The following is a 22,253-nucleotide window of genomic DNA, read 5'->3' as shown; positions in this document are numbered from 1 at the left end:
CGGCAGTGGCGAGGAGCCCTTCTTCACGCGCGTTCCCCCTGACCCGGAGTCAGACGCGCTTCCGGTATGCCCACGTGGCGAGCGGGAAGAAGACCGCGAGCGCGGCCGCCATCCAGATCAATGCCCCGGTCAGCGGCCCGGCGATCGGCCCGCCGTTCATCAGCCCGCGCAGGACGTCGGACATCTGGGTCACCGGGCTGATGTCGGCCCACGCCTTCAGCCAGCCGGGCATCGTGCTCGTCCCCACGAACACGTTGCTGCCGAAGGTCAGCGGCATCAGCACCACGAACATCAGGCCCTGCACCGCGCCGGGGCTCTTCACCAGCATCCCGACGAACACCGAAGCCCAGCAGAACGACAGCGCGAACGCGATGACGAGCAGGATCGCCAGCGCGAACTCGGCGGGCCCGGTCTGGATCCGGTAGCCCATGATCGTCGCCACCACCATCAGCACGACCAGGCACACCAGGTACCGGACGATATCGGCCAGCACGGCGCCGATCAGCGGCGCGGACCGCGCGATCGGCATGGCGCGGAACCGGTCGAACACACCCTTGGTGACGTCGGTGTTCAGCTGGACGCCGACGGTCATGCTGGCCTGCAGGATGTTGAACACCATGATGCCGGGCACGATCATCTGGAGGTAGCTCTCGGTGCTGCCCATGATCGCGCCACCGAACAGGTAGACGAACATGACCAGGAAGATGATCGGCGCGAGCGTGACGTCGGCCAGCTGCTCCGGGTTCTTGCGGATCTTCAGCACTCCGCGCCAGGCGAGGGAAAGCCCGTGCCGCGTGCTGCTCGACAGTGATACGCGCCGTGGTGGTGCGGGCGCGGCGATGGTCGTCATACCAGGCTCCCTTCCGGAGTAGCGTCCTTTGTGGACTCGTCGGTCTTCTTGCCGGTCAGCGCGAGGAACACCTCGTCGAGGCTGGGCAGCCGCAGCGCCAGCTCGTCCGCGGTGATCCCGGCTTCGTCCAGCTTGCGGACCAAAGTGGACAGCAGGACGGGATCGGCGACGGGTGCGGTGAGCAGCCCGGTGTCGTCGTCCCGGTTCGGCCGGACCCCGGTGAGCCCGGCCAGGATGCGCTCGACGGCGTCGAGGTCGGCGAGCGCGGACGGCCGCACCTGCAGCGTCTGGCCGCCGGTCCGCCGCTTGAGCTCGTCGGCCCGCCCGTTCGCCACGACGTGCCCGTGGTCGAACACGGTGATCGTGTCGGCCAGCTGGTCGGCCTCCTCCAGGTACTGCGTGGTGAGCAGCACCGTCGTGCCGTCGGCGACCAGCGTCCGGACCACGGCCCAGACCTCGTTGCGGGCGTGCGGGTCGAGCCCGGTGGTCGGCTCGTCCAGGTACAGCACCTTGGGACGGCCGACCAGGCTCGCGGCGAGGTCGAGCCGCCGCCGCATCCCGCCCGAGTAGGTCTTGATCGCGCGGCCGGCGGCATCGGTGAGCTCGAACCGCTCCAGCAGATCGGCCGCGCGCTTCTTCGCGTCCGCCCTCGAGAACTCCAGCAGCCTGCCGATCAGGACGAGGTTCTCCGTACCGGAAAGGTCCTCGTCGACCGACGCGTACTGCCCGGTCAGCCCGATCATGCTCCGGACCGCCATCGGGTTCTTGACGACGTCGTACCCGAAGACGCTCGCGTGGCCGCGGTCCGGCCGGATCAAGGTGGCCAGGATCCGGACGGCGGTCGTCTTCCCCGCGCCGTTCGGCCCCAGCACCCCGACCACCTTGCCCGCCGGGACCTCCAGATCGACCCCGTCGAGCGCCTTCGTCTCCCCATAGTGTTTGACCAGGCCCTCGGCCCTGATCGCGTGAGTCATCGCTTTCCTCCTGTGGATCTCGCCCCGCGGACAAAGGTGCACCCCTGGCCTGGCAGACCGCGCACAGCGCGCTGGCAGCGGCTGACAGGAACTGATAAGCGCTGGTAGACGCCGCGTGAGGAGGTTGTGAAGGTGTTGTGGAGACCGCCGCCCCGGCGCGCTCGATCGGCATACTCGACGGCATGGTGATCGAAGAACGTCCGGTTCGTCCGGCGGCGCGTCCCGGCGCCGGACGGAAGCTGGTCAGCGGGCTCCTCATCGCGGCGGTCGTGCCGTTCGCGGTGCTGACCGGGCTGCGGCTGGTCGGCTACGACGGCAACACGTACACGATCGCCGCGCTCGCGCTGACCCCGTACGCCGGGATCGCGACGCTCGTCCTCGGCGTTCTCGCGCTGGTGCTGCGCCGCTGGTGGACCGCGGTCGTCGCGCTGGTGCTGACCTGCACGATCGCGTCCATGGTCCTGCCGCGCGCCTTCGCGAACGAGCAGAAGGCGCTCGACGGGAAGCACGTCCGCGTGCTGGCGTCGAACATGCTCGGCGGCGGGGCGGATCCGGCCAGGATCGTCGGCTACGTGAAGGAACACCAGGTCGACGTCCTGAGCCTGACCGAGCTGACCCCTGAGGCGATCACCGCGCTCGACCGGGCCGGGTTGTTCCAGGTCCTGCCGTACCACGTGCTGCATCCGGCCGAGTGGGCATCCGGCTCCGGGCTCGTGTCGAAGTACCCGCTCACGCCGTTGAAACTGAGCGGCGACTCGGATTACAAGCAGCCCAGCGCGAGCGTGGATCTCGGGGACGGTGTCCGCGTCGAGGTCGTCGCGGTGCATCCGTCGGCGCCGATGTGGGACCGGCACGAGTGGGTCGCCGAGGCCAAGGACCTGCCGTACGCCGACGCCGAGCACGACATCCGGATCCTGGCGGGCGACTTCAACGCGAGCCTGGACCACGCGCTCTTCCGTGAGTTGCTGACCAGGGGATACGTGGACGCGGCCGACGAGCTCGGGAAGGCGTTGGAGGGGACCTGGACGAACGGGATCGCGCCGCCGGTGGCCATCGACCACGTGCTGGCGGACAAACGGACGGCCATCGCGGACTTCAAGGTGCTGGAGACGCCCGGCAGCGATCACGACGCCGTCTACGCGGAAATCGTGCTGCCCGGAAAGTGACCTGCCGCTGGCAGGCTTCCCGCCCATGAGGAAGCTCTGGGGAGTGCTCGCGCTGTCGCTGCTCGCGGCCTGTGTCCCGGGGCAGTTGCCGCCGAGTGAGGCGAAGAGCGCGCTGGGCTTCGCCGCCCGGCCCGGCGAGGCGAACGCCTTCGGTGTCCAGGATCCGGTCGCCGAGATCCAGCGGCTGTTCCGGCCAGGGCCCGGCCGGACCGGGGTGGCGCTGACCCGCGCGGGCCGGACCGCGATCGGCGTCGGCTTCCGGGAGTTCCCCGGGGAAAGCCGGTCGGACCCGATCGCGTGGGTATCTGGGGACGGAGGCACCCGAGAGATCGTGTTGCCGCAGGACAGGCCGGGTCACTGGGCGCCGACCGCGATCGCCGCCGACGGCGAGCGGGTGCTCGTGACCGCGGCCCTCGGCGGAGACGTCCGGGTGTGGGCATCTGGTGACGCGGGCGCCACCTGGACGGTCTCGCAGGTGCTGGTGCGGGCGAGCGACGTCTGGTTCTCCACCGCGCTCCGGGTGGGCGGGAAATGGCTGCTGGCCGGAGGTTCCGCGGCCGGTGCGCTGGTCGTGACCGGCGAGCCCGATGCCTGGGAAATAGCTCCGCTCGGCGATGGCCGGATCCTCGGCGGGACCGTCGGCAAGGCGGGTGAGCCCGTGCTGTTCGGGGACCGCGTCGAGTGGAACCGGGGCAAGACGTCGAATCGGTCGTGCTCGGTGGTGTGGGTCGGGCAGGGAGGCTGGCAGCGCGGTGAGCTCGGCTGCCCGGCCGGACGGCTCACCGCCGCGATGACCCTCGACGACGGGCGTGTGGTGCTGAAGGGCGACCGCGACCTGTGGGTGCGGCCTAGCTGAGCAGGGCGTCCAGCGCTTCGAGGGTTTCCAGGCCGTTGGTCGCGAGGGAGACACCGCGGCCGTGCCGGATCCCGGGTTCACGCGGGTTGATCCGCACCAGGGCGCCGGTCGCGGCGCTGGCCAGCTCCGAGTACCGCCGCACCGTCGGCACGGCCTGTCCGGCGCCGAGTTCCACCACCACGAGGTCGCGATGCGCGCGGCGCCACGCGTTCAGCTCGTCGAGCTGGGCCTGGCTGCGCTGTCCGAGCCAGTCGTAGTCGCCGAACATCAGGATGTTGGGCCGGGCGAGACCGCCGCAGCGCGGGCAGGACGGCAGCGGGGTCCGCGCGCGCATGGTGTCTTCGTCGATCGGGACCTCGACGTCGTCCGCGGACCAGATCTCCTTGGTGCATTTTTCGAGGCACTGAAGGTGATGGATGGAGCCGTGCGCCTCGGCGACGTGCGGATAACCCGCCTTCTGGAACTGTCCGTCCACATTGGACGTGAAAGCGCGGGTGCCGCCCGGTTTGCGTGCTCCCCAGGACGACAGGAGACGGAACCCGTCGTGCGGGACGGTGGCGCGGTACAGCGCGAGCCGATGCCCGTAGAAACCCCAGGCCAGCTCGGGATCCTCGGCGAAATGCCGCGGGTCGGCGAGCTCGACGAAGCTGATGCCCAGCCGCTCGTACGGCGGATATGCCTTCCAGAAACCTTCATCGCCCCGGAAATCGGGCAGGCCGGAGTCGACGCCCATCCCGGCACCGGCGCAGACGAGCAGCGCGCCGGCGCCGTCGATCAGTTCCGCGGCTCGTTCGAGTTCACTCACCCGGCTTCGAAGCCTGGACGACCTCGAATTCCAGCAGGTTCGCACCCGTGGAGACCGGCTTCGCGCGCTCACCCGCGTGCGCCTCACGCGCCGGGCCGGACGCCCACGCCTGGTACGCCTCTTCGGACTCCCACTTGGTGTAGACGAAGTAGCGCGACTCGCCGGAGACCGGGCGGAGCAGCTCGAAGCCGAGGAAACCGGGCTGATCGTCGACGGCGTGCAGCCGCGCGGCGAACCGCTTCTCCAGCTCGGGGCCTGCGCCTTCGGGTACCTCGATCGCGTTGATCTTCACGACAGCCATGCCGCCAGCCTACGACGAAATCGTTTTGCGCCGCGATGTGATGCGTGGGACCTTCCAGGCGATGGCTGACACCAAGATCCTCATCTCCGGAGCGAGCGTCGCCGGACCGGCCTTGGCCTTCTGGCTCACCCGGTACGGCTTCCAGGTGACCGTCGTGGAGCGCGCGCCGTCGTTGCGTCCCGGCGGCCAGGCCGTCGACCTGCGCGGAACGGCCAAGGAGGTCGCCCGCCGGATGGGGCTCGACGAACGCATCCGCGCGGCCTGCACGGACACGAAGGGCGAGACGCTCGTCGACCGGAAGAACCGCACGAAGGCCACCATCCGCGCCGACGACTTCGACGGCGACGGCGTCGTCGCGGAGATCGAGATCCTCCGCGGTGACCTGACCGAAGTGCTCTACGAAGCGACCAGGGAGCGGGCGGAGTACGTCTTCGGCGACCGGATCACCGCGCTGGACGAGCGGGCCGACGGCGTCGGCGTCACCTTCGCGAGTGGTTCGAGGGCGACGTACGACCTGGTCATCGGGGCGGACGGGCTGCATTCGGGCGTGCGGGCGCTGGCCTTCGGAGAGGAGTCCCGGTTCGTCCGGCATCTCGGCTCGTACCTGGCGTTCTTCGCCGTGCCGAACCGGCTCGGCCTGCGGAACTGGGCCGTCGGCTACGACGACGTCGGCCGGGCCGCCGGGATCCGCGGCGTCCGCGACGGCGACCAGGCGATGGCGTACTTCGGGTTCGCGTCGCCGAAAATCGACTACGACTACCGCGACGTCGAAGCGCAGAAGGCGCTGGTCCGCCGGTTCGCCGCCGGAATGGAGTGGGAAGCGCCCTGGCTGCTGGACCGGATGGACGAGGCGCCCGACTTCTACTTCGACTCGTGCGCCCAGGTGATCATGGAGTCCTGGTCGCGCGGTCGTGTCGGGCTGCTGGGCGACGCCGCTTTCTGCCCCTCGCCGCTGTCCGGGCAGGGCACGAGCCTGGCGTTCGTCGGCGCGTACGTGCTCGCCGGGGAACTCGCCGCCGGTCTCGACACCGGGCTGAAGCGCTACGAAGCCGTCATGCGCGAGTTCGTCGAGAAGACCCAGGAGCTGGGGCGGGAGAATGCGGAGTCGATCTTCGCGAAGTCGCGGACGGGTTTGCGGATGCGGTATCTGGCGATGCGGGTCATGCGGCTGAAGCCGTTCGCCGCCCTGGCCTCGCGGAAGATGCGGGACGTCGTGAACGGCATCGCCCTGCCGGACTACCCGGCCCCGCATTCAGAGGACTAAACGCGTGGGTGGGGGTGCCGCGGCGGCTGGGTCGCGTGGGCTCCGCCGGTGTCGCGAAAGCCACTTTCGGGACATCAGACGTCGCGAAAGTGGCTTTCGCGACGCGCCAGTGCGTGGGCGAGGTGCCCGCATGGACCGCATTTAGAGGACTAAATGCGGGGTGGGGTGGGGTCAGCCTCGCAGGGTGCCCGGAAGGAGTTCCGCGTCCGGCGGGATCGTCGTCCCGTGGAACCAAGCGTCGAAGAACGGCCGCAGGTCCTGCTCCGAAAGCTTGATCGTGAACGCCTCGAAATCCGCCCAGTTCGCGTTGGCGTTCCGGTGCGCCGCCGGCCATTCCTTCAGCAGCCGCGCGAAAGCGCCTTCGCCGATCTTCCGCCGCAGTGCGTGGACGGCCAGGATCCCCTTGTCGTAGACGCCGTGGAATTCCTGCCCCGCCCCCATGCCGACCAGCTTCGGCTTCCAGAAATCGGTGCTGCCCCGCATGATCTCCAGCGCGGCGCGATAACGGTCGTCCAGGTTCTCGTTGTCCCGCGACTCCTGCCACAGCCATTGCGCGTACGAGGCGAGACATTCGTTGAGACAGATGTCCGACCAGGAATTCAGCGTCACCGAATCGCCGAACCACTGGTGCGCGGTTTCGTGCACCACGGTGATCAGGTCGGCCCATTTCGCGTAGGTCGGCCTGGTCTGGGTCTCCAGCGAGAAGTGGATGTCCTCGTCGAGATAGATGCCGCCCGCGGCGTCGACCGGGTACGGCCCGAACTTCGAGCTCAGGAAGCCGATGATCTCCGGCAGCCGCCTGCCCGTGTCGCGCCGGTCCTCGGCGCCCGGCGCGTACGCGTTGACCACCGGCGTCCCGTCCGGGAGCGCCATCCGGTCGACGGTGAACTTGTCGATCGCCACCGTGGTCAGGTACGCCGCCACGGGGGTGCGTTCCTGCCAGGACGTCGTCGTCCAGCCGTTCGCCGCGGTCTTCTGGATCTCGCGTCCGTTCGAGATGACGGTCCAGCCGTCCGGCACGCGGGCGTTGAGGGTGAACATCGCCTTGTCGCGCGGGGTCTCGTTGACGGGATACCAGAACGACGCCGAATGCGGCTCGCCGACGATGAACGCGCCGCCGTCCTTCGACTTCTGCCAGCCGTTCTCGCTGCCGCCCGCCTTGGGCGTCGCCGACGGGTCGCCGCCGTAGAGGACCTTGGTGCGGAAGGATGTCCCGTTCCGGATCGGCTCGGCGGGCGTCACCACCAGTTCGAATTCGCCCTCGCGCGCGAACTTCGCCGGTTTCCCGTCCACTTCAACGGATTGGACCGTCAAGCCGCGTAAGTCCAAGTTGTACCGATTGAGGTCTTGGGTCGCTTTCGCGATCACCGTGGTGTCGCCGTCGAGACGTCCTTTCGCGGGGTCGTAAGTGATCCCGACCTGGTATTCGGTCGCGTCGTAGCCGCCGTTTCCGTCCATCGGGTAGTACGGGTCGCCCGCGCCCGAAGCACCCGGCGCCGGGTTCATCGGCGGCGGCGGAGGGGGCGTGGCCGGAGGAGGATCGGCGGTGCAGCCGATAATCAGGGCGCAGACGACCCCCAGGACCAGACCGGCGGCGGGGACACGGCTGCGCATGGAGGGGAGCTTAGTGGTGATTCAGCGCGACGGGTTGGTCACTTTCGGCGGTGACGGGCCGCCCATCGTCCTGCTGCACGGGCTGATGGGCAGGGCGACGACGTGGTGGCGGGTCGCGCGAAGGCTCGAACCGTACGGGCGTGTCCACGGCCTCGACGCGCGAGGACACGGACGCGGGCCGCGCGGCGGGCCCTGGCGCACCGAACGGTTCACCGACGACGTCGCGGAGGTGCTGCGGACCTTCGACGAACCCGCGGTCCTGATCGGACATTCGATGGGCGGCCTGCACGCGTGGGTCACCGCGGCCAGGCATCCCGAACTCGTCCGCGCCGTGGTCTGCGAGGACTTCGCGCCGGATCAGCGCGGCCGGACCGTGGACACCTGGCGCGGGTATTTCGAGTCGTGGCCGGTCCCGTTCCGGTCGCTGGCCCACGTACGCGAGTTCTTCGGCGACACCGGCGACTACTTCATCGAATGCGTCGAGGAACGCGAAGACGGCTATCACCTGATCGCGTCGCTCACGGACCTGTACGAGATCGCGGCCGAGTGGGGACGGCGTGATTTCTGGGAGTTCGTCGAACGCGTCAAGTGTCCGCTGCTCGCGATCGAGGGCGAACGCACCGCGATGCCGCACGGCCAGCAGGCCGAACTGGCCGCCCGCGTGCCCGGCGGCCTCGGACGGCACATCGTCGTCCAAGGCGCCGGGCACGTGGTGCACGACGAAGCGCCGGAGACCTACCTCGGTGCCGTCGAAGCGTTTCTCTCCGACGTCATCGGTCAGCCCTTCGCGAGCTGAGCGTCGATCCAGGCGCGCAACCGCGCTTCGCCCGGGTAACCGATGTTCCGCGACGACGGCAGTTCGGCGGCGTTGCGGACGCCGACCAGCGTCGGGAGGTAACGGATGTTGTACCGGGTGGACAGGTCACGGCTCCGGTCGACGTCGACCTCGCCCAGCAGGAACCGCCCGCCGTATTCACCGGCGAGCCGCTCGATCACCGGTTTCATCTGGCGGCACGGCGGGCACCAGGTCGCGCCGAAGTCCATGATGACCAGCTTCTGCTTCGAGATGTCCATGACCTCGGCGTAGTTGGCCGAAGTCACCGTCATCACGTTCTCGGCCTTCGGTGCGGCCGAAGCCACGCCGCCGCCGAATCCGGTGACGAGTGCCAGCGCACCGGCCAGCACGCAGACGAATCGTTTGACCTTGGACAAGACGATCTCCTTTCAGGACGAAGACCAGGTCGGAAGATCGTTCGCGACCCAGTCTTCGATGCCTTCGCGGTACTTGCGGACGTTCGTGTATCCGAGCTCCAGCAGCCGCCGTCCGACGAATTCACTGTTGCGGCACGGCGTGTTCGCGCAATAGACGACGATCGCGGCGGCCTTGTCCGGAAGCACCACGGGTGCCAGCCGGTCGGTGAATTCGGCGGCCCGTTCGTACGGGAAACCCGGAATGTTGCGCGCTTCCGGCAGATGTTCCTTGTCGAAATAGGCGACCGGCATCGTGTCGACCACGACCACCGAACCGGACTCCATCCGGGAAAGCAGTTCCGTACGGGTGATCAACGGCAGCATGGTGCCCCTTCTTTCGGCGACCGTGATTGACGATTCACATCGTCGGACGCCTCGCGGGACACGCTCTAGTGCCGCCTCGGCATGCCGAGGGGTTATCCGGCGGCCACCCTTCCGTGGCGGTGCAACCAGGAGCGGTACGACGCCGTCCGTTCGGCGAGCCGCCAATAGCCCGCCCTCGCCTCGGTGGCGAGTTCCGGGACCCCGTGCGCGCATGGACCGTCTTCCCGCCACGCCAGCACATGCCGCACGCACATCGGCGCGCCCGCCAGCGGCCGGATGGCCAGCCCGTCCGCCGGTGGCCGGGTCGGCTGGACCAGCCCGACGCCGTACCCGCCGCTGACCAGGTCTTCCCGTGCGGTGTCGATGTCGACGTCGTGGGTGATCCGCGGATCGAAACCGTGCGCGAGACACATTTCGCGGAACACCACCCGGCAGCCGTCGCCGCCGCTCGACACGATCCAGTCCTCCCCAGCGAGTTCGGCGAGCTCGATCTCCTCTTCGCCGGCGAGCGGATGTTCCGCGGGGATGGCGACGAAAGACGGCTCCTCGACCAGCGTCAGCGTCCGCACTTCCGGCGGCACGGGGAGACCGCGACGGCCGCAGATCATGATCAGCGCCAGGTCGATGCCCCGGTTCGCGACCTGCGCGAGCAGCCGCGTGCGCGAAGTGTCGGCGCGCGTGCGGAACGGCTCGCCGGGACGCAGGTCGCGCAGGCCGCCGAGCAGTGAACCCGTGATGGCGCTGTCGTTCCAGCCGATCCGGATCGATTCGCCCGTCTCGGGTTCCTGACGGTGGAAGTCGTGCTCCAGTTCGTCGAAGGTGAGCACGATCGCCCGAGCCCGCCGCAGGATCAGGGCGCCGAGTTCGGTGGGCCGCACCCCGTGCTGGTCGCGGTGGAACAGCGGGCCGCCGACCATCCGCTCGATCCGGCGCAACTGGTGGCTGAGCGCGGGTTGCCCGAGCCCCAGCCCGGCCGCGGCACGATTGAGACTGCCGGCGGCGGCGATCTCACAGATCACGCGAAGATGCCGAACCTGAATCTCCATGACTTCGTATACCGCGACCGGTTCGCGCCCGGCACCCCCGAAAGTAGAGACAGCCGATTTCTCATAACCCGGTGACAACATTCGCCGGCAATACCCGCGCAGGAGTGCCGTGGCTACGTTCGGTCGACGCCCCGCAGATCACGCGAATCAGGAGCCGTCTTGCCGCGACCACTGCCACTCACGGAGCATTGCGCCGATCCGCTGGCGAGGGCCGAGCACGTTTGTCTCGGCGTCAGCCCGTTCAACAGCCATTTCACGGTGGAACGTATCGCCGATCTCGCCCGCTGGGCCATGTCGGCCTTTCGGGGATTCCATTTCTTCGTCCCGGACGGCCCGTCCGCGTTCACCCTCGAAGCGCTCGGTTACGACCCGGTCCGCGCCGCGCAAAAGGCGCAACGACAGGGCAATTACACGCGTAACAAGATCGTCCGCGCGCTACAGCAGGTCTGCCCTTCGGATCCGCACACCTTGATACTGGACGCCGCGGCGCTGGAGGCCGACAGCGCGTACCTCGGCCTGCTTTCCGAGGCGCACCAACGGTTCGCCACCGATCCGGAGTTCGCCGAGCAGTGCCTCGGCGCCACGGGCTGGGTGCTGGACCGGCGCCTGCCCGAAGGCGAACACCCCACTCGTGACCAGTTGCGCAGCGCGGTCCGGTACTTCCTCGCCGAGTTGCCGATGTTCGTCGGCACCGTCGCCGTGGCCGGTGTCGAAAGCTCCGTGTTCGCCTATCACCAGCGGGTCGGCTTCCTCGAACGGCTCTACCGCGGCGAACTCTCGTGGCGGCCGTTGCCTGGCCAAGGTTTCGTCGTCCTCGAACAAGCCGTCCCAGAACGCGTGGAGTGAGCGTGGAACACGACGACTTCTCCCTGCGCCGGGTACCCGCCGATCGCCGATACTCCTGGGTTTCCGTCGCGCTGCAACGGTTCGGGCAGGTTTCCTCGTTCCATCAGTTCCTGCTCGGCGCGGTGCTGGGTTTCGGGATGACGTTCTGGGACGCGGTCCTCGCCATCACGATCGGTTCCGTGCTGCTGGAGATCATCACCATCCTGATGGGGGTCGCCGGCACCCGGGAAGGGCTTTCGACGTCGGTGCTCGCGCGCTGGGCCGGGTTCGGCACCGGCGGATCGTCGCTGGTCGGGCTCCTGATGACGGTGAGCCTGGCCGGCTGGTTCGGGGTGCAGAACGACGTCTTCGCCCACGGTCTGCACGCGTTGATGGGCGGCCCGCCGGTGTGGGTGTGGGCGCTCGCGGGCGGCGCGCTGGTCACCGCGATCGTCGTGTTCGGCTTCCACGCGATGGCGTGGACGGCGTACCTGACGGTGCCCGCTTTCCTGGCGCTGGCGGGGTTTTCGATCATCTCGGCGCTCGGCGACCATTCGCTGCCCGCGCTGATGGCCGAGCCGCCGCCGGGGCCGTCGATGTCGCTGGCGCAGGGCACCACGCTGGTGGCGGGTGCCTTCATCATGGGCGCGATCATGACGCCGGACATGACCCGGTTCAACCGGACCGCGTCCGACGTGGTGAAACAGACCCTGGTCAGCGTCACCCTCGGCCAGTACCTGATCGGCCTGATCGGGGTGCTGCTCGCGCACGCGGCGAAAAGCGCCGACGTGGTCGGGATCATCACCTCGTCGTCCGGGGTGCTCGGCACGCTGATCCTGGTCACCGCGATCCTGAAGATCAACGACTGGAACCTCTATTCGTCCTCGCTCGGACTGGTGAACGCCGTGCAGGTGCTGCTGTCCCGGCGGCTGGACCGCACCACCGCGACCCTGCTGCTCGGCGGCCTCGGCACGGTGCTCTCCGCGATCGGCATCCTCGACCACTTCACCACCTTCCTGACGTGGGTCGGCGTGCTCACGCCGCCGGTGGCGGGGGTGGTGATCGCCGAGTACTACGTGGTCCGGCGCTGGAAACCGGAGCTGGACGCCACCCGTGCGTCGGGGGAACTGCCGCCCACCTGCCCGTCCTGGGTTCCCGCCGCGCTGATCTGCTGGGCGGCCGGGGCGGCGGTGGGGGTCTGGCTGCCGTGGGGAATCCCCACGGTGAACTCCGTTTTCGCGGCTTTTCTGCTGTATGTTCTTCTCGGCAGACGGACCACGGTCGCGGCGGTTCCCGCGGCCACGACTTCTTCCGGCGGGTCGAAAACCCGTTCGTGACAAAGGAGTTCGACGTCGTACAGCTGGATGTCCACCACCTGCGGGTGATCCGGGCGATCGCGGACACGGGCAGCCTTTCCCGTGCCGCGATCGCGCTGGGCGTCACCCAGCCCGCGGTTTCCGCGCAACTCAAACGGCTGGAGAACATGCTGGGCTACCAGCTGTTCGACCGGTGCGAAGGCGGCGTGACACCGACTCCGATGGGGGAGCTGCTGTTGCGCCGCACGGCCGCTTTGCTGCCACAGCTGGACAAACTGCTCGAAGACATCGAGCAGCGCGTCTGCCCCAGCGGTCCGCCGGCCGTGGTCCGAGTGGCCGCGGTGGCCAGTGCGCTGGTGGCTTGTCTTCCGTCGCTGGTGACCCGGTTGTGGCCGGAGGTCTCCGAGGTACAGGTCGTGCACGACGACCATCCCGAGCGGCTGTTGCCGCTGCTGGCCCAGCGGCGCGCGGAATTGGCGCTGGTCAAGGACTATCCGGGTTACGAGCTCGAAATCCCCGCGAACGTGGACACCGCGGTGGTGGTGACCGAGCCGACCTTCGTCCTCCTGCCGGCTTTCCATCCGCTGGCGCGGGAGAAGGTCGTCGACCTGTGCGACCTGCGGGACGAATCGTGGGTGATGGTGTCCGATTCATCGGCGGCCACGTTCACCAAGTACTTCGCCGACACCTGCGCGCGGCACGGTTTCACGCCGTCGTTCACCCATCAGGTGACTTCGCAGCAGGTGGCACTGTTGGTGGTCAAAGCGGGCGCGATCGGGCTGTCCCAGCCGATCTGCGATCCGGGCGACCACGGCGTCGTGACGCGGCCGCTGCGCGGGGATGTGTTGCCGCGCAGGCATGTTCTCGCCTGGAACAAGGAGACCTTTGTGGCGGGGCGGCGGGAAGAGCTGCTCTCCGCGGTGGTCGACGCTTACTGGGCGGAGGCGCGGACGGCGCCCGTCTACGCGGAATACCTGGCCGGGCCTCGTGAGTGGTGAGGCAAAGGTGGCGTGTTGTGCGCGGCCTACCGTCCACAAGGGACACCAAGGGGTCACCGCGCTCTTCCACCTGTCGAACGCGTCGCGAAAGTGGGTTTCGCGACACGGGCGCTGGCAGCGGGGTGGTCGGCGCGGGTGGGTGACGGGGTGAAGGCTCCCTTCACCGGATTAGACGCGGCGAAGGGAGCCTTCGCCCCACCGCCGACCCCGCCCGCGAGCACCACCCCTCAAGAGAACCACCGGCGATGTGTCGCGAAAGCCACTTTCGGGACATCAGACGTCTCGAAAGTGGCTTTCGCGACATGATCGCCAGGGCGGTACCGGGCCCAGGCACGGCAACCCCACCGTCCTCACCACTCACGACGTCGTTCAGCTCCCCGGAAAGAGCAGCGAGTCCGGCGGCCGCACCGTGCCGTCCAGCCAGGCGTGGTTGAACTCGCCGAGATCACGTTGCGTCATCGCGGAGACGTAGAGCTCGAAGTCGTGCCAGTTCTGGTTTCCCTGCGGATTGATCACCGGGAAGCCCGCCAGGATCTGGAAGAACGCGTCGTCGCCGACGAGACGGCGCAGCGCGTGCACCATCAGCACCGCTTTGGCCGTCGGCGCGAATTCGGTGCCCTTGCCCGGATCGGTGAGCTTCGGCGCCCAGAAAGCCGCGTCGTCGCGCACCTTCGCCACCATCTCGCGGTAGCGACGATCCGGATCGACGCCGTTCTTCTCGTCCCACAGCCACACCGCGTACCGCGCGATGGACTCGGGCATCAGCGCGTCGCGCCACATCTTGCCGCTCACCCCGGCTCCCCACCATTGGTACGCGCTCGCGTACACCAGATCGGCGATCGTGGCGGCGCGGCCGTACACCGGCCTGGTCTGGGCGCCGTGCGTGTAGCCGAGGGAGCGGTCGAGGAACAGCCCGCCCGCCGCCGACTGCGGATAGTCGCCGAACTTCCCGGTGAGGAATTCCAGGACCTCCGGCAGCCGCCCGCCGATCTTCCGCTTGTCCACGGCGCACGGGTGGTAGGCGTTGATCGCGGTCCGCCCACCGGGAAGGGTGATCCTCTCGACCTCCCAGCGGCCGATGCCGAGCATCGCCGTGCTCGGCGCGAGCGCGGTTTCCTCAGACCAGGTGACGGTGTGCCGCCCGACGCCGGCGGGCACGTCGGAGACCTGAAAACCGTTGCCCAGCACGGAGAATTCGTCCAGCACGGTGACGGAGACGCGCAGGGTCGCCTTGTCGACTTCGGTGCCGTTGACCGGGAACCAGGTCATCGCCGAACGCGGCTGCCCGGTGGCGACGGCGGAATCGCCGTACGTGGCCAGCCAGCCGACCCGTCCCCGCGCCGTGGCGATCGGTTCCGGACGCCCGTCGTAACCGACCACCACGGTGAACCGCGCACCGTTGGCCAACGGGGTCCGTGGCGTGATCACCAGCTCGTGTTCACCCTCCCGGCGGAACGTCGCGGCCACACCGTCGACGGTGACCGAACGGACGGTGAGACCCCGCAGGTCGAGGTCGAACCGGTCCAGCTCCTGGGTCGCGGTCGCGGTGATGGTCGCCTTGCCGCTCAAGAACATCGAGTACGGCGCGTAGTCCAACGCGAGGGAGTATCGGTCGACGTCGTAACCGCCGTTGCCGTCCTTCGGGTAGTAAGGATCGGGTCCGAGGACGGTGCCGTCGGGTGAAACGTGCACGTACCCGTCGCTGCCGGGGGCCGGCTTGGCCACCGCCGAAGCCGGGCAGGCGCCGAGCATCGTGGTGGCGAGCAACGCGGTGCACAGTGGCTCCTGCCACCGAATCCGCACGGTCATGAACGAGCCTTCTCTCTAACGGGGAGGGTGCCCGGTCATCGTGCGTACGTCCGCGCGGCGCGCGGCACTGCCAGCCGGTCATGCCGCCGGGTTATCCCGGCCGATAACCGCGCGGCATACCCGCCAGGGACTATCCGCGTCACCCAGCGGAAGAGATCGTCGAGGCATGCTGCCCCTCCCGGCGCTGCTCGCGCTGACGACCACGGTGTTCCTCGGCTGCCTCACCGAAGTGCTCCCGGCCGGACTGCTGCTGGGCATGTCCGAGGACCTGGGCGTCTCGCCGTCGGCCACCGGGCAGCTGGTGACGGTCTACGCGATCACGACCGCGGTCACCGCCATCCCGCTCACGGGCGCGACCCTCCGGGTGCCGCGCAAACGCTTGCTCCTGGCGCTGATCTTCGGCTTCCTGGCGACGAATCTGGTGATCGCGGTGTCCTCGTCGTACCCGCTGATCCTCGCGACACGGGTGGTTTCCGGTGCGCTGACCGGGGTGATGTGGTCGCTCGTCGCGGGTTACGCGATGCGGCTCGCCCCGCCGGGACTCACCGGGCGCGCACTGGCCGTCGCGATGTCGGGCACGCCGATCGGCTTCGCGCTGGGCGTGCCCGCCGGTACCGCGCTCGGTGAATTCGCCGACTGGCGCTGGGCTTTCGCCGCGATGGCGCTGATCTCCGTGCCGTTGCTGGCCTGGGTTTCCGCCGTGGTCCCCGCCGTGCCCCCGGAAGCGTCGCGGCCCACCCGGCCGCTGGCCGCGTCGAGGCTGCCAGGGATGCGTCCCGTACTGGCGACGGTGGCGCTGTTCTCGTTGGGGCACAACGTGGCCTACACCTACATCGGTCCGGTGCTCGCCGGGCTCGACGCGGCACCGATGCTGGGCGCGGTGCTGCTGGTGTTCGGCTGCGCCACGGTGGGCGGGCTGGTCGCGGCCGGCTCCGCGCTCGACAGCCGTCCGCGCGCGGTGCTCGTGTCGTGCTCCGCCGTGACGGCCGCCGCCATCGTTCTGCTGGGGGTCAGCGACGGCGTCCACGGGCTCGTGCTTGCCGCTGCGGCCTTGTGGGGCCTCGGATTCGGCGGCGCGCCGACCGCGTTCCAGGCCGTCACCGCCTTGCTCGCGGGCCCCACGGCCGACGCCGCCCAGTCGCTCACGATCGCGGCCTGGAACGGCGCCGTCGCCGGGGGAGCCCTCGTCGGCGGGCTGCTGCTGCCACTGGGAACGTCGTCGCTCCCGTGGTGCGCGGCCGTGCTGATCCTCGCGCCGCTCCTGGTCAGCCGGCGAGTCGTGCCTTCAGCGCCCGCGGATCGGTGCCGGAGCCGACGATGAGCGGCCAGACGTCGGAGCCGAGGAACCCGGTCTCGTCGGTCGCCGCCGTCGCACCGCAGGTATCGCGCTCCAGCCCGTTGCGGGCCGCCACCGCGGCGACCGCGTCCTTTGTGGACTGTCCGAACAGGCCGTCGACCGGGACGGCGAAACCGCGTGCCCGCAGGAGTTCCTGCGCCGTCCGCACGCGAGGTCCGGAGTCGCCGGGTTTGAGCAGCGGCCACTCCGGCAGGTCCACCTTGGGCGACGCGGTGCCCAGCAGCTTGCCGACCTCCGTGCGCAGCTCGGGAAGCCGGTTGTACAGCACGGTTCCCGGGCATTCGGTCGAGTTGAAGTCCCGGTGTCCCTTGATGAACTCCGGCGAGATCCCGTACTGCGACGCGATGTACGCGACCAGCTTCACCAGCGAGTCCCAGAGCGCGGGCGTGACGTCCTCTTTGCTGTAGAGGCCCTCGTTCTCGATGCCGATGCAGGTGCTGTTGTTGTTGCCCACGTTCGCGCCCAGCACGTGCCGGGTCCCGCCACGCAGGATCTCCAGGCTGCGGTGCCGCCCTTCGGTGATGTGCCCGCCGCGGCTGTTCGTGAACTGCTGGCCGGTGTCGATCCAGCCACGGGTGTCCATATGGAAATTCTGGATCGAACGCGACGCCCAGAAGGCGTGTTCGAGCGTGTAGTCGGTGACGTTCCCCGGATCGACCGTGTGGTGCACGACGATGTACGTCGGTTTGTGGTTCTGCACCTCGATCGCCCCGGCCGGCGGGCGGGCGTTCCAGGCCGTCGTGTCGTGAATCTTGGGTTCTGCCACCCCAGACGCCGCATCGGCGGCGGAAATCGTCGCTGTCCCCAGTAGCCCGACGGCGCTTACCGTCAGGCCGCCCTTGAGCGCGGTACGTCGGTCGAAGTCGGCCACGGGCGTAACTCCCATCATGCGCGTTGGCCGGAAAACTAACCCGCCATCGCGCCGATGACAACCATTGACCAACTTTTGTCGTAATGCGTTAGTGTTCGCCAGGGAGTGCGAACAGACCGTCCTGGGTCTGTTCGAGGAGGCCGTCGACGAGCAGGGAGTCGAGGCAACGGTCGCGCTGCCCGGATTCGTCCCACACGAGATCGAGCCGCGCCTTCTCGACCGGTCCTTCGCTGCCGCGCAGGACGTCGAGCAGTAGTCCGCGCACCTGACGGTCGGTGCCGGCGAACTTCTGGATCTGCTTCGCGGGCCCGGCGTAAGCGGGTTTGCCCGCGCGCTGCCACGCGCAGTCTTCGTAGATCGGGCAGTCCGCGCAGCGCGGCGAGCGCGCCGTGCAGACGAGCGCGCCGAGTTCCATCAGTGCCGCCGAGAGTTTCGCGGCGGGCGCGTCCTCCGGCGGGAGCAGCGCCTCGACGTCGGCCATGTCGCGGGTGTTCGACGGCGGCCCGGCGTCACCCGCGCCGTGCACCGCCCTGGCGACCACGCGCCGGACGTTCGTGTCCACCACCGGCGCGCGTTTGCCGTAGGCGAAGGCCGCGACCGCGCGGGCGGTGTACGCGCCGATCCCCGGCAACGCGAGCAGAGTGTCCACATCGGACGGAACGACGTCGCCGTGTTCGGCGGCGATGACGGCCGCCGCGGCGTGCAGCCGCAGCGCGCGCCGCGGGTAGCCGAGTTTGCCCCAGGCACGCACGACCTCGCCCTGTGACGACGCCGCCAGCGCCGACGGCACCGGCCAGCGCGCCATCCATTCGAGCCAGATCGGCTGGACGCGCGCGACCGGGGTCTGCTGCAGCATGATCTCGCTGACGAGCACGCCCCAGGCGGAGCATTCCGGCTCACGCCAGGGCAGGTCGCGCCCCACTTCGTCGAACCAGTCGGTCAGCACATCCGCGTCGACGCCCACTGGGCCAGCTTAAAACCCTTACTCGACCTCGGTCAGGCGGCCCAGCTTCACGTCGTAGACGAACCCGCGCACGTTGTCGGTATGCGCCAGGAAGTCGCTGCGCCGGACCCGCTGCACCGACCGGCGCACGCTGTCCTCCACCACCCGGAACGCCTCGACCGACCACGTCGGGCGCAGCCCGCTGGCGGCTTCGAGTTCGTCCTTGAAGTCGTCTTCGGTGACCATGGACAGGCCGCAGTCGGTGTGCTGCACGATCAGCACCTCGCGCGTGCCGAGCTTCCGCTGGCTGAGCGCGAGCGAGCGGATCATGTCGTCGGTGACGACGCCGCCCGCGTTGCGCAGGATGTGCGCTTCACCCTGGATCAGGCCGAAGATCTCGAACACCCGGATACGGGCGTCCATGCAGGTCAGGATCGTCACGTGGAGCGATGGCCTCGGAGACGAGCGGTCACCAGGAGTGACATCACCCAGCTCCTGGTTTCGCTTGAGCAGTACGTCGATTGAGGTCACGTGTTCATTGGAACCGACGCGCGGGGCGACGGCAACGCGTGCGGACGCAGATCACGGCCCGAACCAGCGTTCTTCGGCCGTTCGCGGCGGCGCGGACGTGCGCCCGACCCGGAGTTCCGTCTGCAGCGTGATCACCTTGGGCCCGACCCGGTCGGCGGAGCTGAGCAGCAGCTTGCCCGCCGCCTTGCCCTTTTCCAACACCGGCTGGTGGACCGTGGTGAGCCCGGAACGCTCGGCCTCGGTGATGCCGTCGAAGCCGGTGACCGTCAGATCCTGCGGCACCCGCAGCCCGCGGCGCTCCGCCTCGGCCAGCGCGCCGAGGGCGAGGATGTCCGAGGTGCAGATCACGGCTGTGACCTGCGGATACGCGTCGAGCAGCTGGCGCGCGGCCGACGCGCCGTCGTCCACGGTGTGGTCGAAGCGCTCGACCACCGGCACGGTCGCCCAGTCGACCCCGGCCGCCGAGAACGCGGCGGCCAGCGCCTCCAGCCGGATCCGCTGGACGTGGAAGTGGGCGGCGCTCTGCCGCTGGATGGAGACGAAATCGTCGTTGCGCTCGCGGGCCAGCCGCATGCACAGCACGCCGATCTGCCGGTGTCCCAGCGAGATGAGGTGCTCGGCCATGGCGGTGACCGCGGCCGCGTCGTCCGGGCCGACCCGGTCGACGCCGTCCACGCGCGGCTGGTCGACGATCACCGTCGGCACCGGGCGCTCCAGCACGGCGCCCAGATGCGGGTCGTCGTCGGGTACCGAGTAGACGACGAAGCCGTCGACGCCGGCGCGGTGCACGGCCGCGACATCTTCCCGGCCCGGGCTCGCCGGGACCAGGTGCAGGCCGACGCCCGCGTCTTCGCAGGCCAGCGCGAGCCCCTCGAGCACGCCGACGGCGGCGGGGTCGCGGAAGGCGTAGGACAGGTTTTCGGTGAGCAAAAGACCGACAGCGCCGGCTTTGCGCGTCCGCAGTGAACGGGCCACCGGGTCCGGGCCCGGGTAGCCGAGGCGGCGCGCGGTCTCGAGGACGCGGCGGCGCAGCTCAGGGGACAGCTGGTCGGGTCGGTTGTAGGCGTTGGAGACGGTGGTCCTCGACACACCGAGCTCTGCGGCCAACGACGCCAGTGTCGCCTGCCTCCTGGTGCGGATAGGACGGCCCATCCGCAAACCGTAACGGTTCAGAACGTTTTGCAGAAGCATCACCCGACGTGTGGCAGGTCTCGATTCAGAGTGACCCTGGGTACAGCTCGTGCCTGGACGGGGAACATGGTCATCCGGATGGGGTACAGTTGAATCTGACAACGGTTTCCATTACCCGGCATTGGGGACACCTGGCCTGGGCATCCGCAGGAGTGCAGTAAATGAATTCCCGCCGTACTAAGAGTGTTTTCGCGGCCGTGTCGGCCCTGGCCATCCTCGCGCTCGGCGCGACGGCTTGCGCGTCGAGCGACAAGGCGTCGACGGGCTCCGGTTCGCCGAACGCGTCCGCCGCGAACCCGGGTGGCGAGAAGATCAAGGTCGTCGCCTCGACCGACGTCTGGGGCAGCGTCGTGACCGCCGTCGGCGGCGACAAGGTCGAGGTCACCTCGATCATCCACGACCCGTCGGCCGACCCGCACTCCTACGAGACCACCGCGAGCGACGCCATCGCCGCGAAGAACGCGAAGCTGACGCTGTCCAACGGCGGCGGCTACGACGAGTTCTTCTCGAAGCTCGCCGACCAGGCCACCGGCGCGCAGAAGCTGGTCGCCGTCGACATCGCCGCGACCGGCAACGAGAACGAGCACGTCTGGTACAGCCTCCCGGGTGTCGAGAAGATCGCCGACCAGGTCGCCGCGAAGCTCGGGGAGATCCAGCCCGCCTCGAAGGACGCCTTCACCGCCAACGCGACCGCGTTCAAGGGCAAGACCCAGGAACTGCTGAAGAAGGTCTCGGGCCTGGGCGCCTCGAACGCCAAGGTCGTCGCGACCGAGCCCGTCGCGCACTACCTGCTCGACAGCGCGAAGGTCACCGACGCGACTCCGCCCGCCTTCGCCGAGGCCGTGGAAGCGGAGCAGGACGTGCCCGCCGCCGCGCTCAACGAGGTCAAGCAGCTGATCTCCGGCAAGCAGGTCAAGGCCCTGATCAACAACGCGCAGACCACCACCCCGGTCACCCAGCAGGTCGTCGGCGACGCCAAGAACGCCGGCATCGCGGTCGTCGACGTCACCGAAACGCTCCCGCAGGGTGTGACCGACTACATTGCATGGATGACCAAGGAAGTGGACGCGCTGGCCGGAGCACTGAAGTAGTGACCTCCGTACCCGCCGAAGCCCGCCCCGCGGTCCGTGTCCGCGGGGCGAGCCTCGCGTTCGGCACCAGGACCCTCTGGTCCGGGCTCGACCTCGACGTCGAGCCCGGCGAGTTCCTCGCGATCCTCGGGCCCAACGGCTCCGGGAAGAGCAGCCTGCTCAAGGTGCTGCTCGGTCAGCAGGGGCTGCCCGAGGGCACGGTCGAGATCGCGGGGCGGCGCCCCGGCGGGACGAACCGGCGGATCGGCTACATCCCGCAGCAGCGCGCCCTCGACGAGGGCCTGACGATGCGCGGGGTGGACCTGGTCGGCCTCGGCCTGGACGGGCACCGGTGGGGCACCGGGCTCTTCGGGATCTCGAAGCGGCGTCAGCTGGTGGCGAAGGCGATCGAGTCCGTCGGCGCCCAGGCGTACGCGAAGCAGCCGGTCGGGCGGCTTTCCGGCGGCGAGCAGCAGCGGCTCCGCGTCGCGCAGTCGCTGGTCGGCGACCCCGAAGTCCTTCTTTGCGACGAGCCGCTGCTCTCCCTCGACCTCGCGCACCAGCGCGCGGTCAGCGAGCTGATCGACGAGCGTCGGCGTTCGGCGGAAACGGCCGTCCTGTTCGTCACCCACGAGATCAACCCGATCCTGTCCTATGTGGACAGGGTGCTCTATCTGGTGAACGGCCAGTTCCGGGTCGGCAAGCCGGACGAGGTGATGAACTCGGAGACGCTGTCCGAGCTGTACGGGACGCGGATCGAGGTGCTCAAGGTCGGCGGGCAGATCCACGTCGCCGGGGCGCAGAGCGCGTTGTGCGAGGACGAACCCCACCACATCGACGAACAGGTTTCGTAGCGGAAGTGGTAGACGAAGTGAGGTCATTCGTGCGGCC

23 protein-coding genes are annotated in these 22,253 nt (G+C 69.1%); 10 read left to right on the top strand and 13 right to left on the bottom strand.

The genetic code is table 11. The annotated features are described in order from the left end of the window. Window positions 1–49 precede the first annotated feature (49 nt). Both AJAP_RS38625 and AJAP_RS38620 read right to left on the bottom strand, forming a co-directional pair. Window positions 50–850 (bottom strand): ABC transporter permease, encoded by an 801-nt coding sequence (locus tag AJAP_RS38625; RefSeq protein WP_038520832.1) that lies wholly within the window; start codon window positions 848–850, stop codon window positions 50–52. Then, window positions 847–1,824 (bottom strand): daunorubicin resistance protein DrrA family ABC transporter ATP-binding protein, encoded by a 978-nt coding sequence (locus tag AJAP_RS38620; protein ID WP_038520829.1) that lies wholly within the window; start codon window positions 1,822–1,824, stop codon window positions 847–849. The genes AJAP_RS38625 and AJAP_RS38620 overlap by 4 nt, the downstream gene beginning before the upstream one ends. 137 nt (window positions 1,825–1,961) lie before the next feature. On the opposite strand from AJAP_RS38620, the gene AJAP_RS38615 reads away from it, so the two are divergent. Continuing rightward, window positions 1,962–2,990 carry an endonuclease/exonuclease/phosphatase family protein gene (locus AJAP_RS38615; protein WP_038520826.1) on the top strand — a complete coding sequence of 343 codons (1,029 nt, stop codon included), beginning with the start codon at window positions 1,962–1,964 and terminating at the stop codon, window positions 2,988–2,990. A gap of 25 nt (window positions 2,991–3,015) precedes the next feature. Continuing rightward, on the top strand, window positions 3,016–3,846 hold the full coding sequence (locus AJAP_RS38610; RefSeq protein WP_038520823.1) for a hypothetical protein: 831 nt from the start codon (window positions 3,016–3,018) through the stop codon (window positions 3,844–3,846). On the opposite strand, the gene AJAP_RS38605 is transcribed toward AJAP_RS38610, so the two are convergent. After that, complete coding sequence (locus AJAP_RS38605) at window positions 3,839–4,651, bottom strand: SIR2 family NAD-dependent protein deacylase (RefSeq protein ID WP_038520820.1); 813 nt, start codon at window positions 4,649–4,651, stop codon at window positions 3,839–3,841. The genes AJAP_RS38610 and AJAP_RS38605 overlap by 8 nt on opposite strands. After that, a complete protein-coding gene (locus AJAP_RS38600) occupies window positions 4,644–4,952 on the bottom strand; it encodes an antibiotic biosynthesis monooxygenase family protein (protein WP_038520818.1) in 309 nt (102 codons plus the stop codon). The genes AJAP_RS38605 and AJAP_RS38600 overlap by 8 nt, the downstream gene beginning before the upstream one ends. Window positions 4,953–5,013: 61 nt before the next feature. Here AJAP_RS38600 and AJAP_RS38595 point away from each other — a divergent pair, with 61 nt between their 5' ends. Then, window positions 5,014–6,216 (top strand): FAD-dependent monooxygenase, encoded by a 1,203-nt coding sequence (locus AJAP_RS38595; RefSeq protein WP_038524711.1) that lies wholly within the window; start codon window positions 5,014–5,016, stop codon window positions 6,214–6,216. A 171-nt stretch (window positions 6,217–6,387) separates the two neighbouring features. Here AJAP_RS38595 and AJAP_RS38590 read toward each other — a convergent pair whose 3' ends face one another. After that, window positions 6,388–7,830, bottom strand: coding sequence for a M1 family metallopeptidase (locus AJAP_RS38590; RefSeq protein WP_038520815.1), 1,443 nt, complete (start codon window positions 7,828–7,830; stop codon window positions 6,388–6,390). Between AJAP_RS38590 and AJAP_RS38585 the strand changes: the two genes are divergently transcribed. Next, the gene (locus tag AJAP_RS38585; RefSeq protein ID WP_148311636.1) at window positions 7,829–8,626 is read left to right on the top strand and encodes an alpha/beta fold hydrolase; all 798 of its coding nucleotides are present in this window, start codon (window positions 7,829–7,831) and stop codon (window positions 8,624–8,626) included. The two genes, AJAP_RS38590 and AJAP_RS38585, sit on opposite strands and share 2 nt — an antisense overlap. Here the strand turns inward: AJAP_RS38585 and AJAP_RS38580 are convergent. The 3 genes from AJAP_RS38580 to AJAP_RS38570 form a co-directional block, all read right to left on the bottom strand. Continuing rightward, window positions 8,608–9,042, bottom strand: coding sequence for a thioredoxin family protein (locus AJAP_RS38580; RefSeq protein WP_038520812.1), 435 nt, complete (start codon window positions 9,040–9,042; stop codon window positions 8,608–8,610). The two genes, AJAP_RS38585 and AJAP_RS38580, sit on opposite strands and share 19 nt — an antisense overlap. A 12-nt stretch (window positions 9,043–9,054) precedes the next feature. After that, a complete protein-coding gene (locus tag AJAP_RS38575) occupies window positions 9,055–9,405 on the bottom strand; it encodes a rhodanese-like domain-containing protein (RefSeq protein WP_037335273.1) in 351 nt (116 codons plus the stop codon). A 92-nt stretch (window positions 9,406–9,497) separates the two neighbouring features. Beyond that, window positions 9,498–10,451, bottom strand: coding sequence for a LysR family transcriptional regulator (locus AJAP_RS38570; RefSeq protein ID WP_038520809.1), 954 nt, complete (start codon window positions 10,449–10,451; stop codon window positions 9,498–9,500). Window positions 10,452–10,610: 159 nt separating this feature from the next. Here AJAP_RS38570 and AJAP_RS38565 point away from each other — a divergent pair, with 159 nt between their 5' ends. From AJAP_RS38565 to AJAP_RS38555, 3 genes are read left to right on the top strand one after another with little or no spacing between them, the layout of a single operon-like run. Continuing rightward, window positions 10,611–11,297, top strand: coding sequence for a tRNA-dependent cyclodipeptide synthase (locus AJAP_RS38565; protein ID WP_038520806.1), 687 nt, complete (start codon window positions 10,611–10,613; stop codon window positions 11,295–11,297). A gap of 2 nt (window positions 11,298–11,299) precedes the next feature. Next, on the top strand, window positions 11,300–12,613 hold the full coding sequence (locus AJAP_RS38560; protein ID WP_038520803.1) for a purine-cytosine permease family protein: 1,314 nt from the start codon (window positions 11,300–11,302) through the stop codon (window positions 12,611–12,613). Then, entirely contained in the window at window positions 12,610–13,590 is a 981-nt protein-coding gene (locus AJAP_RS38555; RefSeq protein ID WP_038520801.1) for a LysR family transcriptional regulator, read from the top strand. The genes AJAP_RS38560 and AJAP_RS38555 overlap by 4 nt, the downstream gene beginning before the upstream one ends. Before the next feature lie 369 nt (window positions 13,591–13,959). Here AJAP_RS38555 and AJAP_RS38550 read toward each other — a convergent pair whose 3' ends face one another. Next, the gene (locus AJAP_RS38550; protein WP_038520798.1) at window positions 13,960–15,399 is read right to left on the bottom strand and encodes a M1 family metallopeptidase; all 1,440 of its coding nucleotides are present in this window, start codon (window positions 15,397–15,399) and stop codon (window positions 13,960–13,962) included. Window positions 15,400–15,565: 166 nt separating this feature from the next. Here AJAP_RS38550 and AJAP_RS38545 point away from each other — a divergent pair, with 166 nt between their 5' ends. Then, on the top strand, window positions 15,566–16,720 hold the full coding sequence (locus AJAP_RS38545; RefSeq protein ID WP_038520795.1) for an MFS transporter: 1,155 nt from the start codon (window positions 15,566–15,568) through the stop codon (window positions 16,718–16,720). Here the strand turns inward: AJAP_RS38545 and AJAP_RS38540 are convergent. The 4 genes from AJAP_RS38540 to AJAP_RS38525 all read right to left on the bottom strand — a co-directional run bounded on the left by AJAP_RS38540 (window position 16,665) and on the right by AJAP_RS38525 (window position 20,253). After that, the gene (locus AJAP_RS38540) at window positions 16,665–17,627 is read right to left on the bottom strand and encodes a peptidoglycan recognition protein family protein (RefSeq protein ID WP_148311635.1); all 963 of its coding nucleotides are present in this window, start codon (window positions 17,625–17,627) and stop codon (window positions 16,665–16,667) included. The genes AJAP_RS38545 and AJAP_RS38540 overlap by 56 nt on opposite strands. Window positions 17,628–17,715: 88 nt before the next feature. Then, window positions 17,716–18,591: an HhH-GPD family protein gene (locus tag AJAP_RS38535; protein WP_038520792.1), complete on the bottom strand. Its 876-nt coding sequence runs from the start codon at window positions 18,589–18,591 to the stop codon at window positions 17,716–17,718. Between the two features lie 18 nt (window positions 18,592–18,609). Continuing rightward, on the bottom strand, window positions 18,610–19,101 hold the full coding sequence (locus AJAP_RS38530) for a beta-class carbonic anhydrase (RefSeq protein WP_037335294.1): 492 nt from the start codon (window positions 19,099–19,101) through the stop codon (window positions 18,610–18,612). Between the two features lie 51 nt (window positions 19,102–19,152). Continuing rightward, the gene (locus tag AJAP_RS38525) at window positions 19,153–20,253 is read right to left on the bottom strand and encodes a LacI family DNA-binding transcriptional regulator (RefSeq protein WP_005165317.1); all 1,101 of its coding nucleotides are present in this window, start codon (window positions 20,251–20,253) and stop codon (window positions 19,153–19,155) included. A gap of 200 nt (window positions 20,254–20,453) precedes the next feature. Between AJAP_RS38525 and AJAP_RS38520 the strand changes: the two genes are divergently transcribed. Beyond that, window positions 20,454–21,383, top strand: a complete 930-nt coding sequence (locus tag AJAP_RS38520) for a metal ABC transporter solute-binding protein, Zn/Mn family (RefSeq protein ID WP_038520789.1) — start codon at window positions 20,454–20,456, stop codon at window positions 21,381–21,383. Continuing rightward, window positions 21,383–22,216 carry a metal ABC transporter ATP-binding protein gene (locus AJAP_RS38515; RefSeq protein ID WP_038520787.1) on the top strand — a complete coding sequence of 278 codons (834 nt, stop codon included), beginning with the start codon at window positions 21,383–21,385 and terminating at the stop codon, window positions 22,214–22,216. The genes AJAP_RS38520 and AJAP_RS38515 overlap by 1 nt, the downstream gene beginning before the upstream one ends. Window positions 22,217–22,253 lie beyond the last annotated feature (37 nt).

The organism is Amycolatopsis japonica (assembly GCF_000732925.1).
In the GTDB taxonomy this organism is placed as follows: domain Bacteria; phylum Actinomycetota; class Actinomycetes; order Mycobacteriales; family Pseudonocardiaceae; genus Amycolatopsis; species Amycolatopsis japonica.
This window is presented reverse-complemented; position numbering and strand designations above follow the sequence as displayed.